This is a genomic window from Streptomyces adelaidensis (assembly GCF_016598475.1).
GTDB classification, from domain to species: domain Bacteria; phylum Actinomycetota; class Actinomycetes; order Streptomycetales; family Streptomycetaceae; genus Streptomyces; species Streptomyces adelaidensis.
Genome location: NZ_JAEMUX010000048.1, coordinates 18,977 through 32,365 on the forward strand (window position 1 = coordinate 18,977; position 13,389 = coordinate 32,365).

Genomic DNA, 13,389 nt, shown 5'->3' on the forward strand with positions numbered 1-13,389 from the left:
TTCCCCTTTGCGGGGGCCGGGCCTTCGGCGTTGCCAGGGGCGTTCTTCGCCCCCGCCGCCCCTACCCGTCCCATCCCAGGGGCTCCGCCCCGGACCCCGCTCCTCAAACGCCGGAGGGGCTGAAATGATCGCGGTCGGAGCTGAATTGGTTACGGTCTGCGCTGCACGGCCCGCCCCAGGCGCCCCCAGCCCGTCCGGCGTTCGAGGACGAGGCGTTCCGGCCGACAGCGGGGATCTGGGGGGCGGCAGCCCCCAGGAACGGGATGGGACGGGTAGGGGCGGCGGGGGCGAACCCCTCCGGCTACCCTCCCCCCATGAGCCGTCCCCCCTCCTTCACCCCACCCCCCGGCGCCCGCGCCCACCGTCTGCGTACCCCTCGTGGGGAGTTCGCCGTGATCGACGCGGGGACGGCGGTGAAGGGGACCGTGCTGCTCGTGCCGGGGTTCACCGGGAGCAAGGAGGACTTCATCGCGCTGCACGAGCCGCTGGCGGAGGCGGGTTACCGGTCGGTGGCGGTGGACGGACGCGGCCAGTACGAGAGCCCGGGTGCCGAGCGCGACGAGGCACCGTACGCGCAGGCGGAGTTGGCGAAGGACCTCCTCGCCCAGGCTGCGGCGGTGGGCGACGGAAGCCCCCTGCACCTCGTCGGCCACTCCCTCGGCGGCCAGATCTCCCGCGCGGCCGTACTGCGGGACGCCACCCCCTTCGCCTCGCTCACCCTCATGGCTTCGGGCCCCGCCCAGATCTCGGCCGACCAGCAGCAGCGCGTGAAGCTGTTGCGGGACGCCCTGGCCGTGATGGACATGGAGCAGGTGTGGGACGCCATCCAGGCGATGGAGACACCGGAGGAGACCGCCACGGGCGCCCTCGACGAGGGTCTGGACGACCGCTCCGACCTCCGCCGCCGCTGGCTCGCCACCACGCCGGCCCAGCTCATCGCCACGGGCCGCCAACTCTGCGCGGAACCCGACCGCGTCGCCGAACTCGCCGCCGTGGACCTGCCCAAGCACGTCCTGTCCGGCGAACGCGACGACACCTGGCCGATCCCGGTCCTCGACGACATGGCCGTACGACTGCGCGCCCACCGCACCGTGATCCGCGGCGCCGAGCACTCCCCCAACACGGACCGGCCGAAGGCGACGGCCGACGCCCTCATCGGCTTCTGGGACGGGGTCGGGGCCAGGGTCACCGAGCGCTAGTACTGCGCGCGCAAGTGCTCCCAGAACCCGTCCCGCAGCGCCCGTCTCAGATCCGCCTGGCCCCGCAGGGAGTACTGGAGCAGTCCCTCCGCCTCGACGAGGAGGTCCTGGTCGACGGAGCCGGGGAGGTACGGGTGGCCGTGGAGCAGTTCCTGAAGGGTCTCCCGGCCCCGGGCGGCGAGCCACTTCGCGGCGATCTGTGCGCCGACGAAGCGGACGTCCTCGCGGCTGGGCCGGGCCCCGCCGGTGGCCTCGTACGTCGCGGCGGCCCGCCGTGACACGTACGGCTTGAAGAAGTCGAGGTCGAAGGTGCGCTGGCTGTCGACCTCCCAGAGCAGCGGCTCGGCCTGGTTGCGGCCCTCGGGTGCCTCGATGCCCCACAGGTGGACCCGCGCCCCGTACCCCTGCGCGGCCTCGACCGCCGAGACGAGGTCCTCGTCGCCGCCGATGAGGGCGGCGTCGCTGATCGCGCGGTGCCGGGCCAGGGACTCCAGGTCGGTGCGGATGAGGGAGTCGACGCCCTTCTGCTGGTTGTTGGCGTTGAGGTTGCCCAGCCGTACCTTCACGTCGGGCAGTTCGGCGATGGACTGCTGTTCCGCCGTATGGATGCGGCGGCGCGCCCCGTCGTACCAGTAGACGCGCAGCAGCCGGCTGTCCGCGAAGATCGTGCGCGCCTTGTCGATCAGGGCGTCGATGAGCCCTTCGGCGTCGAGGTCGAAGGACCGCCGGTCCTCCGTGCCCGCCACGAGCCGTCCCACGGCCGCGTACAGGTACCCGGCATCGACGAAGATCGAATGCGTCGAGGGCGTCTTCGCCACCTCGGCGAGCATGCGATGGAGCAGTTCGTTCGTACGGTCGATGCGGGCGCCGAGCGCCGTGAGGTCGTCGGTGTTCATATGCAGCCATTGTCCCGGCGGTCACGCTGCGAACACAACCGGTCCCAATCAGTCTTCCAGTTTCCCGGTAGACACCCTCACGACAGCTTGGCGCACACTCCGCTTACCAGGCAGTAATTAGCTTCTCGAAAAATTTCCTTAGCGTAGGGAATGTTTGTAACACGCATCCCGTTGGATCCACATGGAGCACGGGCACCGACGACCCGCGTACCACCACCAGTAGTTCTCCTCAGGAGGATGACCAGACGAAGGGAGAAGCCCATGCGCTTCGAAATTCTGCGACTCGACGATGTCAGCGGCACACCCGTGGACAGCACCGTCGTGGACGCCGCCTCCGTCAACCGGATCGTGCAGCAGGCCGCCGCCATCGGGCAGCGCCTCTGGATCCGCCCGACCGACGCGACCGCCTCGTAGTACCGCGGATCCGTTCACACTTCAGGGCCCCGTACGGCAGCGATGCCGTACGGGGCCCTGTGTATGGAAGCGGTACGGGGCTCAGCCGCCGCGTACGACCTGGGTGACGCCGTTGATGATCTGCTGCACGGCGATCGCGGAAAGCATCATGCCCGCGAGCCGGGTCACCAGCACCACCCCGCCGTCCTTGATGACGCGGATGATCAGCAGCGAGTACCGCATTGTCACCCACAGCACCACATGGATCGCCAGGATCGCCGCCCATACGGACACCTGGCCGGCCACACCGTCCGCCTTCTGCACCGCCAGGATCACGGACACGATCGCACCGGGACCCGCCAGCAACGGCATCCCCAGCGGCACCAGCGCGACGTTCACGTCCTTCGTCTGCTTCGGCTCGTCCGTCTTTCCGGTCAGCAGATCCAGCGCGATCAACAGAAGCAGCAGCCCGCCCGCGATCATCAGCGCCGGCACGGACACGTGCAGATAGTCCAGGATGTGCTGCCCGAGCAGCCCGAAGACGGTGATCACACCGCCGGCCACGCAGACGGCCTGGAACGCCATCCGCTTCTGGGTCCGAGCGGGTCGGCCGGCGGTGAGCCCGAGGAAGATCGGGGTGATCCCCGGGGGATCCATGATCACGAAGAGGGTGAGGAAGAGGGAACCGAAAACGGCTGGATCGAGCACAGGGATGCCTTGCGGGAAGAGGAAGGAAGAACAACAGGGCTGCTCACCACCGTGGCCTGCGGGCGGGTCGGCCGCTGACCACGGTGGGCGCAGGAAGGTAGGCACCGCCGGCAGCGCCGGGTGCCGTACGACGAGAGGGCGAGCCGCGAGGGAGCGAGCTACCGGGCTCCGCCGGCCCCCGGCACGGGAAACGCTCCGGTGGCCCGGCGCGTGATCTCCCCGTAGACCTCGGGGTCGGTCGTGTACTCGCCGAGTACGCAGGTCTTGCGGCTGCCGTGGTAGTCCGAGGACCCGGTGGTGAGGAGCCCCAGCTCCTTTGCGAGGCCGCGCAGCCGTGCCCGGGTCGCCGGGTCGTGGTCCATGTGGTCGACCTCGATACCGTCGAGTCCGGCGGCGGCCAGCTCGGCGATGGCCGACTCCGGTACGGTCCGGCCGCGCTTGACGGCGGCGGGATGGGCGAAGACAGCGACACCGCCGGCGCCCTTGATCAGCCGGATGGCTTCGAAGGGGTCGCTCTCGTGCTTCTCGACGAAGGCACGGCCGCCGTCGGCGAGCCACTGCTCGGTGAAGGCGTCGCTCACGGTCGCTACGACGCCGAGTTCGACGAGGGCGGTGGCCACGTGCGGCCGGCCCACGGAACCGTCACCGGCGATCCGCGCCACCTGTTCCCAGGTCACCGGCACACCCAGCTCGTTGAGTCGGGCGATCATTCCGCGGGCCCTCGGCACGCGGTCGTCCCGGACCAGCTCGCGCTCGGCGAACAGGTCGGGCTCCTCGGAGTCGAACAGGTAGGCCAGCATGTGCATGCTCACGCCGTCCAGCCGGCACGACAGCTCGGCACCGGTGACCAGTGTGAGCCCCTCCGGCAGCGCGGCGATCGCCTCGGCGTAACCGCGCGTCGTGTCGTGGTCCGTCAGCGCGACGACGTCCAGCCCGGCCGCCCCCGCCTTCCGCACCAGCTCGGCGGGGGTGTCCGTACCGTCGGAGGCCGTGGAGTGGCAGTGCAGATCGATACGCACGACGTGGACTCCAGGCGCAGACGAAACGGAAGCGGACGCTCAAGGATAACGCCCTTCCGAAGCTCTCCGGTCACAACCGAAACCGCCGAGTGCCCCCTACAGGCACTCGGCGGAAAGGTCTACCGACACCCGCTGCCGCCGGAACGCCCGGACCTCCGATCCCAGCGCTCCTACGGTTCAAGGATCCGGGGCGAGAGCGCCCCGCAGGGCAGCAACTCCACCTCCGCCCCCGCGTCCCGCAGATCCGTCAGCACCAGCTCGTCGTACATCAGCAGTCCCGTCTGCTCGGGCCAGACGACCGCCCACAGCCACAGGCCGAGCGCCTCGCCCGCGAAGACCGCGCGGTCGTCCGGCGTGCCGGAGACATGCCACAGCGGCGTCGGCCGTCCCGCGGCGAGCAGCTTCGCCTGAGGCGGCTTCTCGACACTCAGATACGGACCGGGGTCGGGGCCGTCGATGCCCGCGTACCGCGCACCGAGGCCGACGCCGAGTTCCTCGGCGATGAGCACCAGTTCGCCTATGCCGCCGAGCGGGCCCGGTCCGGAGCAGGCCACGGCGGTGGCGCGACCGCCGCTGCGGTCGTCCCCGGCGAAGGCGGCACCCGTGAAGAGCCAGCCGACCGGGAGCGGCCACGGCATCCACACGGGCACCTTGGCGCGGTGCACGACGACGCTGAGGGCCTCGACGCTGGGCGGGATCACGGGCTGCAGCGGGTGCACCGTCCCGTGCACGGCGCACTGCCAGGAGTCGGCAAAGAGGCCGGGAGCCCTGACCCGGCCACCACACTTCGGGCAACTGGGTTCGCCCCTCATAGGGCCCAACGGTCCTCCCCGTGCTTCCTCGCGTCAAGGACGATCACCCGTCCGGCGCGTGCGCGTCACATTCCGCGCACAGCCGCCGGCCGGCCGACGGACGGTCGGCGGGCTCCGGACGGCGGCGGTCCGGCCAGCCGGCCGACGGGATCAACTACCCACACGACCAAGGGAAGCGGCGATTTTCGGCCACCTCCCGACGGCCCTCCGGTCACGTGCGGCGTGCCGTCCGTCACACAGGGAAGACGTGCCGAGCAAACCGGCAGGAGGGTCGGTCAGCCCAGAGGGACGGACTTGCGGACCGGGTCGCGAAGGTCGGTGCCGTGCGTGAGCCAGCGCTCCTGGAGCGCCTGGGCCCCGTGGACCCGCTTCCAGGCGGCTTCGTTGGCGGTCATCGGGAGGAGCGGCAGGAACCGTACGGGGTCGGCGGGGGCGTCGAGTTCGAGGTCCTCCACCAGACCGCCGGACTCGGCGACGAGGACGGAGGTGAAGGGGGCACCGGGCCACAGCGGCCCGCCCACGTCGAGGGAGGCACCCGGAGCCACGATCACGCCTTCGACCTGCGGTGATGCGGCGAGCACGGCGAGCGGGCGGAGCACCTTGCCGGTGTCGGCGATGCCGCGCCGCACGGAGAGGACGAGCTCGGCGCGGGGGCCCTTGACGGGGTCGGCGAGGACCGCGGTGGGGTCCGCCATCGGCTGGGCGGACATGCCGAGCGTGGCGTAGCGGACGATGTCACCGTCGGTGCCGCCGGCGGTGAAGCGGAGCACCTCGATGCGGTCCGTGCCGAGAAAGGTGACCGCGGCGCGCGCGTCCGGTTCGCCCAGCGCGGTGCGCAAACGGGCCTCCACCAACGGAAGAACATCAGCCATGAGCCGAGCATAGAACTCGTCAGGAACCGGCAAACGGGCGCCTTGACACTTCAGCCGACTGTTAGTCTGGGGCGCCTGATCGAGACAGCATGCGGGCAGCACGCAGAAGCGTCGCTCTCAAGCCTTCGCGTCTCGACCTGAGATGACTGACTCCCCTACGGGGAACCCCTGACGGGGTATGGAACGTCCCTTACGGGGGACCGGCCGGAGGAGGTGGGGCTGCGATGGACCGAAGTCGACCGTGCAGTACCACCCGCTCTTCCGCTCGCCGAGTCCCGTAGCTCTTGCTGTAGCCGTAGTTCACGCTCTGCCGGCTGCCACCCTCACTCGCGTCGTGCCGCTCGTCGATCGTCATCAGTTGTCGGTCCTCGGTCGTCGCGCAACGGAAGAGCACTTCTTTCCTGACTTGATCCGAATCACCGATCAGACGTCACCCATCCGATGTCGCTGATCTGAATCAGGCGAAGCTGTCACCGCGACGGTGCGGTGCTCCCCGCTTTGTGGACGTGCCAAACATCCGCAGTCAAAACGTCCCCATTCCGGGTAGTTCCAACCGTCATCGACGGCCTTTCGTTGTGAAGGAGCCTGCTCATGTCGATGATCCACAACCTGCGTGCCGCCGTCCGCCCGTCCCGTCCCTCCCGCCTGTCGCTGCGCAAGGACGGCGGCGTGTACGACGCCACGCGCCCGGCGGAGGCGACGACGGCCGTCGTGGACTGCGCCGTCTACCGCGACGGCGCGCGCGTCGCGTTCGACCGGAACCTGACCCCGCACGAGGCGATCCGTCAGGTGCGCCGCGACGGCGGCTTCGTCTGGATCGGCCTGCACGAGCCGTCCGAGGCCGAATTCGCCGGTATCGCGGCCGAGTTCGGGCTGCACCCGCTGGCCGTGGAGGACGCGGTGCACGCGCACCAGCGGCCGAAGCTGGAGCGGTACGACGACACCCTCTTCACCGTCTTCAAGACCATCCACTACATCGAGCACGACGAACTCACCGCCACCAGCGAGGTCGTGGAGTCCGGCGAGGTCATGTGCTTCACCGGGCGGGACTTCTTCATCACCGTCCGGCACGGTGGGCAGGGTTCGCTGCGGGCGCTGCGTCACCGGCTGCAGGACGACCCGGAGTTGCTCGCCAAGGGGCCCTCGGCCGTGCTGCACGCCATCGCCGACCATGTCGTCGACGGGTACGTGGCGGTCGCGGACGCCGTGCAGGACGACATCGACGAGGTGGAGACGGAGGTGTTCTCGCCGGGCCGCAAGGGCACGCCGCGGGGTACGGACGCCGGCCGGATCTACCAACTCAAGCGCGAGGTCATGGAGTTCAAGCGCGCGGTGCTGCCGCTGGTGCGGCCCATGCAGTTGCTGAGCGAGCGGCCGATGCGGCTGGTCGACCCGGACATCCAGAAGTACTTCCGTGACGTGGCCGACCACCTCGCGCGGGTCCAGGAGCAGGTCGTCGGCTTCGACGAGCTTCTCAACTCGATCCTCCAGGCCAACCTGGCGCAGGCCTCCGTCGCCCAGAACGAGGACATGCGCAAGATCACCTCCTGGGCGGCCATCATCGCCGTACCGACGATGGTCTGCGGTGTGTACGGCATGAACTTCGACTACATGCCCGAGACGCACTGGAAGTTCGGCTATCCGGTCGTCCTCGGCGTCACGGTCGCGCTCTGCCTCGGCATCCACCGCACGCTCAAGCGGAACGGGTGGCTCTAGCTTCCTTCCACCGGGGCCTTTCCGGGCCCCGGCTAGGCTGCCCCCATGACCGCCGACACGCTGCTCGATCAGGCTCTCGTCGAAGAGGCCACCAAGAAGTCCGGGCTTATCTGGGTGCGGGGCGAGGACGGCCGGGCGCCGGGGGCGCCTTCGCGGGCGCTGTGGCATGTCTGGCACGAGGGCGCGGCGTGTGTGGTCGGCGACGGGCCGGGTGAGCAGCCGTTGCCGGGGCTGGTCGGCGGGGGTACCGCGGTCGTGACCGTCCGCAGCAAGGACAAGGGCGGCCGGCTGGTCAGCTGGGCCGCGAACGTCGTCGAGCTGCCCCCGGACTCCCCCGAGTGGGAGGCGGCGGTCGCCGAGCTCAAGGGCAAGCGCCTCAACGCCCACGACGGCGAGGCGATGCCTGCCCGCTGGGCACGCGAGTGCCGTGTCCTCCGCCTGGAGCCGACCGGTTCGACCCTGCCCCTGCCCGACGACGACCTGGCCTCGGCCCCGCTGCCGACCTCCGCGACGACGCGTCAGCCGGTTCCGGCGGGAGTGCCTCGGTTGCTCTTCAAGCGGCGTAAGCGGGGGTAGCCGGGGCGGGCGGGTGTCTGGTCCGGGCCGGGGGTCCGGTTGCCGGCCGGGGTGGAGTCGTTCTGACCGGGACGGTGTTTTGCGTCCGGCCGAGGCCGGGGTCCTGCATGGAGTGACCCGCCCGGCTACGACGTCGGCAGTTGTTGGCCGTAGTCGACGACCGACTTCTCGTCCGGCTCCTCCAGGGTGAAGTTCTTGCCCCAGTCGGTGAGGAGGATCGTGCCGGCGTCGCCGGCGCGGACGAGGCGCAGGGGGTAGGGGGTGCCTTCGAGGGAGACGTCGAGGGTGCCGCCGGAGCCCTTGTCGCCGGTGATGCGGATGGTGCGGGTGCCGGACTGCTCGTGGTGGCCGTCGGTGGACAGGGTGCCGTGCAGGGTGAGGAGACCGGCGAGGAGGACGTCCTTGTCGGTGAAGCCGCTGAAGCGCTTGTAGGCCGGGTCGCCGGTCGGGACCTTCACGTACATGCCGTCCAGCTTGTCCGCGGCGGCCGTCTCCGACTCGTCGCCGTCCTCGGCGCCCTTGCCCGAGTCGTTTTCCGAGCCCTTCCCCGACTCCGAATCCGCGGGGTTCCAGAAGTCCGCGTCCGCCTTCAGGAAGAGATGCTCGCCGACCTTCAGCAGCCGGAAGGTGGACCCCTCGGACGTCACCGAACCCGTGCCGCCGTCCTCCTTCAGGCGCATGTCCAGCTTGTAGGTCTTGCCGTTACTCACCACGGCGCCGGACAGCCGGACCGTCTCCGCCGCCGTGGCGGCCGCCTTGGTCTTGCTCTGGATCGTCGCGGGCGGCAGCTTGCCGACCCCGTTGGTGCCCTCGTCGGGATCCTCGCTGCACCCGGTGAGCCCCAGCCCGCTCGCCACCAGGGTGCAGACGGCGCTCACCAGTGCGGCCCTTCGGGTACGGGGAAACACAGTCACAGGCGATGCACCTCTTCGTGGGGAGTCCAGGCGTACCGCAGAGTACCGGGGCCCCGGACGTATCACGGAGGCAGACCGTCCGCACCGCTCACCAGGGCATATCCGATCGGGACGGGCTAGCCTGAAGCCCTCCTGGGCGGACAATCCCGTACGACGGGAAGGAAAACGGGAAGGAAAGGGGCGGCTCATGGCGGCGGTGGCTCCCCGGATCTTCGTCTCGCACCTCTCCGGTGTCGCCGTCTTCGACCCGAACGGCGACCAGGTGGGCCGGGTACGCGACCTGGTGGCCATTCTGCGGGTGGGCCGCAAGCCCCCACGGCTGCTGGGGCTGGTCGTCGAACTGTCCACGCGGCGCCGCATCTTCCTGCAGATGACCCGGATCACCGGCGTGGAGTCGGGCCAGGTCATCACCACCGGCGTCCTGAACGTGCGCCGGTTCGAACAGCGGCCCACCGAACGGCTCGTCATCGGGGAGCTGCTGGACCGCCGGGTCCGGCTGGTGGAGACCGGCGAGGAGGTCACCGTCCTCGACATCTCGGTGCAGCAGCTGCCGGCCCGCAGGGACTGGGAGATCGACCGGGTGTTCGTCCGCAAGGGCAAGGGCGGGGCGTTCCGGCGGCACAAGGGCGAGACGCTGACCGTGGAGTGGTCGGCGGTCACCGGTTTCTCGTTGGAGGAGCACGGACAGGGCGCCGAGAACCTGCTCGCGACCTTCGAGCAGCTCCGCCCGGCCGACCTCGCCAACGTGCTGCACCACCTCTCCCCCAAGCGCCGGGCCGAGGTCGCCGCCGCCCTCGACGACGACCGGCTCGCCGACGTCCTGGAGGAGCTGCCCGAGGACGACCAGATCGAGATCCTCGGCAAGCTCAAGGAGGAGCGGGCCGCCGACGTCCTGGAGGCCATGGACCCGGACGACGCCGCCGACCTGCTCGCCGAGCTGCCCGAGGAGGAGCAGGAACGCCTGCTGACCCTGATGGAGCCGGACGAGGCGGCGGACGTACGGCGGCTCCTGGCGTACGAGGAGAAGACCGCGGGCGGTCTGATGACCACCGAACCGATCGTGCTGCGACCGGACGCGACCGTCGCCGACGCGCTCGCCCGGGTCCGCAACCCCGATCTGTCCCCCGCGCTCGCCGCCCAGGTGTACGTGTGCCGGCCGCCGGACGAGACCCCGACCGGCAAGTACCTCGGCACGGTCCACTTCCAGCGGCTGCTGCGGGACCCGCCGTACACCCTGGTCAGCTCGATCCTCGACAACGATCTCCAGTCGCTGGACCCGGAGGCCGCGCTGCCCGCCGTCGCCGGGTTCTTCGCGACGTACGACATGGTCGCGGCGCCCGTGGTCGACGAGAGCGGCTCGCTGCTGGGTGCGGTGACCGTGGACGACGTGCTGGACCACATGCTGCCGGACGACTGGCGGGAGACCGAGTTCCATCTGCACGAGGACGACACCCCGGACGCGGAAGCGGACCAGGTCGCGAACCGGGACGACGGGCCCGCCGAAGGGGTCGTCCATGGCTCCTGAGCGGTCCGAGCGCGAAGGGCGGGACGGACGGGACGCGCGTCACAGGGGGCGGGAACGGGCGCATGCCGGTGCGGCGGGCATGCGCGAGCGCACGCCGGTCTCCGGGGCGCCCCTGCGGGAGCGCACGCCCTCCGGGGCCACCGCGCGCCCACGCACCCGTCTCGACCAGCCGCTGCCGCGCCGGGCCAGGTTCCTGCCCGAGTGGGACCCGGAGGCCTTCGGACGGCTCTCGGAGCGGATCGCGCGGTTCCTGGGCACCGGGCGGTTCATCGTCTGGATGACCGTCGTCATCATCCTGTGGGTGGTGTGGAACGTCTCGGCCCCGCGCGACCTGCGCTTCGACCATTACCCGTTCATCTTCCTGACCCTGATGCTCTCCCTCCAGGCCTCGTACGCCGCCCCGCTGATCCTCCTCGCGCAGAACCGCCAGGACGACCGTGACCGGGTCAACCTCGAACAGGACCGCAAACAGAACGAGCGCTCCATCGCCGACACCGAGTACCTCACCCGGGAGATCGCCGCGCTGCGCATCGGTCTCGGCGAGGTCGCCACCCGCGACTGGCTGCGCTCCGAGCTCCAGGACCTGACCAGGGAACTGCACGAGCACGGCAGCGAGGGCCGGCGGGAGGCGCGGACCGTATTCCCGCCGGAACATCCCCGCGGACGTGACATGGGCGACCGGTGACAGGGCTCCCAGGGCCCCCGCGGGGCGCCGTACCATCGTCCTATGGCTACGGAAGACGCGGTGCGTGAAGCACTGTCGACGGTGAACGACCCCGAGATCAACCGCCCCATCACCGAGCTCGGGATGGTCAAGTCGGTGGAGATCGGTGCGGACGGAGCGGTCGCGGTCGCCGTGTACCTGACGGTCTCCGGCTGCCCCATGCGCGACACGATCACCCAGCGCGTGACCGAGGCGGTCTCGCGGGTCGAGGGGGTCACCCGCGTCGACGTCGAGCTCGACGTGATGAGCGACGAACAGCGCAAGGAGCTGGCGAGCGCGCTGCGCGGCGGCCAGACCGAGCGCGAGGTCCCCTTCGCGAAGCCGGGCTCCCTCACGCGCGTGTACGCCGTCGCCTCCGGCAAGGGCGGTGTCGGCAAGTCCTCGGTGACGGTGAACCTGGCGGCGGCGATGGCGGCCGACGGTCTCAAGGTGGGCGTGGTCGACGCCGACATCTACGGCCACTCCGTGCCGCGCATGCTGGGCGCCGACGGCCGTCCCACCCAGGTCGAGAACATGATCATGCCGCCGTCCGCGCATGGTGTGAAGGTCATCTCGATCGGCATGTTCACCCCCGGCAACGCGCCCGTCGTCTGGCGCGGCCCGATGCTGCACCGCGCCCTCCAGCAGTTCCTCGCGGACGTCTACTGGGGTGACCTGGACGTCCTGCTCCTCGACCTCCCGCCGGGCACCGGCGACATCGCCATCTCCGTGGCCCAGCTTGTCCCCAACGCCGAGATCCTGGTCGTCACGACCCCGCAGCAGGCCGCGGCCGAGGTCGCCGAGCGCGCAGGCTCCATCGCCGTGCAGACCCACCAGAAGATCGTCGGCGTCGTCGAGAACATGTCGGGCCTGCCCTGCCCGCACTGCGACGAGATGGTCGACGTCTTCGGCACGGGCGGCGGCCAGGTCGTCGCCGACGGCCTCACCCGCACCACCGGCGCCACCGTCCCGGTCCTCGGCAACATCCCCATCGACCTCCGCCTCCGCGAGGGCGGCGACGAGGGCCGCCCTGTCGTTCTCTCCGACCCGGACTCCCCCGCCGGCGCGGCCCTCCGAGCCATCGCGGGCAAGCTCGGCGGCCGCCAGCGCGGCCTCTCAGGCATGAGCCTGGGAATCACCCCGAGGAACAAGTTCTAGGACGCCTGTCAAAGCCAGGGGGCGCCTTCAAGGGGCGCGGGGAACACGGCTGAAGGGGGCACCGCAGCGCCACAACGCGGTGCCCCCTTCAGCCTGCCCCGTGAGGACTAGGCGTCGTAGGAGCCGATGTCCTTGATCATGGCGAAGCCGAGCCCATAAGCGCTCATCCCTCTCCCGTACGCCCCCACGTGCATCCCCTCCGAGGTCGACCCCGCGAGGACCCATCCGAACTCGGACTCGCGGTAGTGGAACGGCGTCGGCACCCCGTCCACCGGCAGGGACAGCGTCGACCAGTCGGGACCGGCCAGGTCGTCCGCCAGGACCCACGCCGTCTCGGTCTGCTGGTCCAGCCAGTCGTCCCGCCGGGTGTGGTCCAGCTGCCCGGGCCAGGTGAAGGACAGCAGTCCGACCCCGGCGAGCCAGGCCGCGGAGGAGACCGAGGTGGCCTCCAGGACCCCCGTACCGTCCGCGCTGCGCCGTACGTCGTTCGCGGCGACGGTCACCACGACCGCGAACCGCTCCTTGACCTCGTCGTCGCTCGCGGCGGCGGTGTACTCGTTGCGCACCGAGGGCTCGTCGCCGTGTCCGATCGAACCGTGCTCGACGGCACCTTCCGCCGACGTACCGACCTGCATCAGCCAGCGCGGCCCCGTGAAGGCCTCATCGAGGCCGTACCACGGGAAGGGCGCCAGCAGGTAGCCGTCGACCGTGCGACGGGCGGAGGGAACCTGTTGTCCACCTTCCGCGGCCGACGCCTGCGCGCCTACCCGACTTGTCGTCTCCATCTGCCCGACGCCTCCTTGCTCTCGGCGGACCGGAGCGGGCCCGCCCCCGTCGGGCGTCTCGCTCGCTCTCCATACGGTCCGCACAACAACTGGGCAGCATAGCCACAGCGCTC

At 70.5% G+C, this 13,389-nt stretch carries 14 protein-coding genes; 7 read left to right on the top strand and 7 right to left on the bottom strand.

Annotation, left to right across the window (positions count from 1 at the left end; all coding sequences use genetic code 11):
* Nucleotides 1–314 precede the first annotated feature (314 nt).
* Nucleotides 315–1,199 (top strand): alpha/beta fold hydrolase, encoded by an 885-nt coding sequence (locus I8N67_RS25360; RefSeq protein ID WP_200305869.1) that lies wholly within the window; start codon nt 315–317, stop codon nt 1,197–1,199.
* Here I8N67_RS25360 and I8N67_RS25365 read toward each other — a convergent pair.
* Nucleotides 1,196–2,095: an NYN domain-containing protein gene (locus I8N67_RS25365; protein ID WP_200305871.1), complete on the bottom strand. Its 900-nt coding sequence runs from the start codon at nt 2,093–2,095 to the stop codon at nt 1,196–1,198. The two genes, I8N67_RS25360 and I8N67_RS25365, sit on opposite strands and share 4 nt — an antisense overlap.
* 261 nt (nt 2,096–2,356) lie before the next feature.
* On the opposite strand from I8N67_RS25365, the gene I8N67_RS25370 reads away from it, so the two are divergent.
* Nucleotides 2,357–2,509, top strand: a complete 153-nt coding sequence (locus I8N67_RS25370; RefSeq protein WP_200305873.1) for a DUF8834 family protein — start codon at nt 2,357–2,359, stop codon at nt 2,507–2,509.
* A gap of 81 nt (nt 2,510–2,590) precedes the next feature.
* On the opposite strand, the gene I8N67_RS25375 is transcribed toward I8N67_RS25370, so the two are convergent.
* From I8N67_RS25375 to I8N67_RS25390, 4 genes are all read right to left on the bottom strand, one after another.
* On the bottom strand, nt 2,591–3,196 hold the full coding sequence (locus tag I8N67_RS25375) for a MarC family protein (RefSeq protein ID WP_200305875.1): 606 nt from the start codon (nt 3,194–3,196) through the stop codon (nt 2,591–2,593).
* A gap of 158 nt (nt 3,197–3,354) precedes the next feature.
* Nucleotides 3,355–4,215: a PHP domain-containing protein gene (locus I8N67_RS25380; protein WP_200305877.1), complete on the bottom strand. Its 861-nt coding sequence runs from the start codon at nt 4,213–4,215 to the stop codon at nt 3,355–3,357.
* Nucleotides 4,216–4,385: 170 nt separating this feature from the next.
* The gene (locus I8N67_RS25385; protein WP_200305879.1) at nt 4,386–5,027 is read right to left on the bottom strand and encodes a DUF6758 family protein; all 642 of its coding nucleotides are present in this window, start codon (nt 5,025–5,027) and stop codon (nt 4,386–4,388) included.
* Nucleotides 5,028–5,302: 275 nt separating this feature from the next.
* The gene (locus I8N67_RS25390; protein WP_200305881.1) at nt 5,303–5,899 is read right to left on the bottom strand and encodes a suppressor of fused domain protein; all 597 of its coding nucleotides are present in this window, start codon (nt 5,897–5,899) and stop codon (nt 5,303–5,305) included.
* 591 nt (nt 5,900–6,490) lie between these two features.
* Here I8N67_RS25390 and I8N67_RS25395 point away from each other — a divergent pair.
* Together I8N67_RS25395 and I8N67_RS25400 are read left to right on the top strand one after the other, a co-directional pair.
* Nucleotides 6,491–7,615 carry a magnesium and cobalt transport protein CorA gene (locus I8N67_RS25395; protein ID WP_200305883.1) on the top strand — a complete coding sequence of 375 codons (1,125 nt, stop codon included), beginning with the start codon at nt 6,491–6,493 and terminating at the stop codon, nt 7,613–7,615.
* A 45-nt stretch (nt 7,616–7,660) separates the two neighbouring features.
* Nucleotides 7,661–8,191 (top strand): hypothetical protein, encoded by a 531-nt coding sequence (locus I8N67_RS25400; RefSeq protein WP_200305885.1) that lies wholly within the window; start codon nt 7,661–7,663, stop codon nt 8,189–8,191.
* A 125-nt stretch (nt 8,192–8,316) separates the two neighbouring features.
* On the opposite strand, the gene I8N67_RS25405 is transcribed toward I8N67_RS25400, so the two are convergent.
* Entirely contained in the window at nt 8,317–9,105 is a 789-nt protein-coding gene (locus tag I8N67_RS25405; protein ID WP_200305887.1) for a hypothetical protein, read from the bottom strand.
* A gap of 187 nt (nt 9,106–9,292) precedes the next feature.
* Between I8N67_RS25405 and I8N67_RS25410 the strand changes: the two genes are divergently transcribed.
* The 3 genes from I8N67_RS25410 to I8N67_RS25420 all read left to right on the top strand — a co-directional run bounded on the left by I8N67_RS25410 (nt 9,293) and on the right by I8N67_RS25420 (nt 12,491).
* Nucleotides 9,293–10,630 carry a magnesium transporter MgtE N-terminal domain-containing protein gene (locus tag I8N67_RS25410; RefSeq protein WP_200305889.1) on the top strand — a complete coding sequence of 446 codons (1,338 nt, stop codon included), beginning with the start codon at nt 9,293–9,295 and terminating at the stop codon, nt 10,628–10,630.
* Between the two features lie 79 nt (nt 10,631–10,709).
* Complete coding sequence (locus tag I8N67_RS25415; protein ID WP_200305947.1) at nt 10,710–11,315, top strand: DUF1003 domain-containing protein; 606 nt, start codon at nt 10,710–10,712, stop codon at nt 11,313–11,315.
* A gap of 42 nt (nt 11,316–11,357) precedes the next feature.
* Nucleotides 11,358–12,491, top strand: coding sequence for an Mrp/NBP35 family ATP-binding protein (locus tag I8N67_RS25420; protein WP_200305891.1), 1,134 nt, complete (start codon nt 11,358–11,360; stop codon nt 12,489–12,491).
* A 107-nt stretch (nt 12,492–12,598) separates the two neighbouring features.
* Here I8N67_RS25420 and I8N67_RS25425 read toward each other — a convergent pair whose 3' ends face one another.
* Nucleotides 12,599–13,276, bottom strand: a complete 678-nt coding sequence (locus tag I8N67_RS25425) for a hypothetical protein (protein WP_200305893.1) — start codon at nt 13,274–13,276, stop codon at nt 12,599–12,601.
* Nucleotides 13,277–13,389 lie beyond the last annotated feature (113 nt).

What these genes read in the sequence shown, in the direction of transcription:
- I8N67_RS25385 (WP_200305879.1), bottom strand. Translation starts at nt 5,027, where the DNA reads ATGAGGGGCGAACCCAGTTGCCCGAAGTGTGGTGGCCGGGTCAGGGCT.
- I8N67_RS25370 (WP_200305873.1), top strand. Translation starts at nt 2,357, where the DNA reads ATGCGCTTCGAAATTCTGCGACTCGACGATGTCAGCGGCACACCCGTG.
- I8N67_RS25415 (WP_200305947.1), top strand. Translation starts at nt 10,710, where the DNA reads ATGCGCGAGCGCACGCCGGTCTCCGGGGCGCCCCTGCGGGAGCGCACG.
- I8N67_RS25420 (WP_200305891.1), top strand. Translation starts at nt 11,358, where the DNA reads ATGGCTACGGAAGACGCGGTGCGTGAAGCACTGTCGACGGTGAACGAC.
- I8N67_RS25360 (WP_200305869.1), top strand. Translation starts at nt 315, where the DNA reads ATGAGCCGTCCCCCCTCCTTCACCCCACCCCCCGGCGCCCGCGCCCAC.
- I8N67_RS25425 (WP_200305893.1), bottom strand. Translation starts at nt 13,276, where the DNA reads ATGGAGACGACAAGTCGGGTAGGCGCGCAGGCGTCGGCCGCGGAAGGT.
- I8N67_RS25400 (WP_200305885.1), top strand. Translation starts at nt 7,661, where the DNA reads ATGACCGCCGACACGCTGCTCGATCAGGCTCTCGTCGAAGAGGCCACC.
- I8N67_RS25365 (WP_200305871.1), bottom strand. Translation starts at nt 2,095, where the DNA reads ATGAACACCGACGACCTCACGGCGCTCGGCGCCCGCATCGACCGTACG.
- I8N67_RS25410 (WP_200305889.1), top strand. Translation starts at nt 9,293, where the DNA reads ATGGCGGCGGTGGCTCCCCGGATCTTCGTCTCGCACCTCTCCGGTGTC.
- I8N67_RS25390 (WP_200305881.1), bottom strand. Translation starts at nt 5,899, where the DNA reads ATGGCTGATGTTCTTCCGTTGGTGGAGGCCCGTTTGCGCACCGCGCTG.
- I8N67_RS25395 (WP_200305883.1), top strand. Translation starts at nt 6,491, where the DNA reads ATGTCGATGATCCACAACCTGCGTGCCGCCGTCCGCCCGTCCCGTCCC.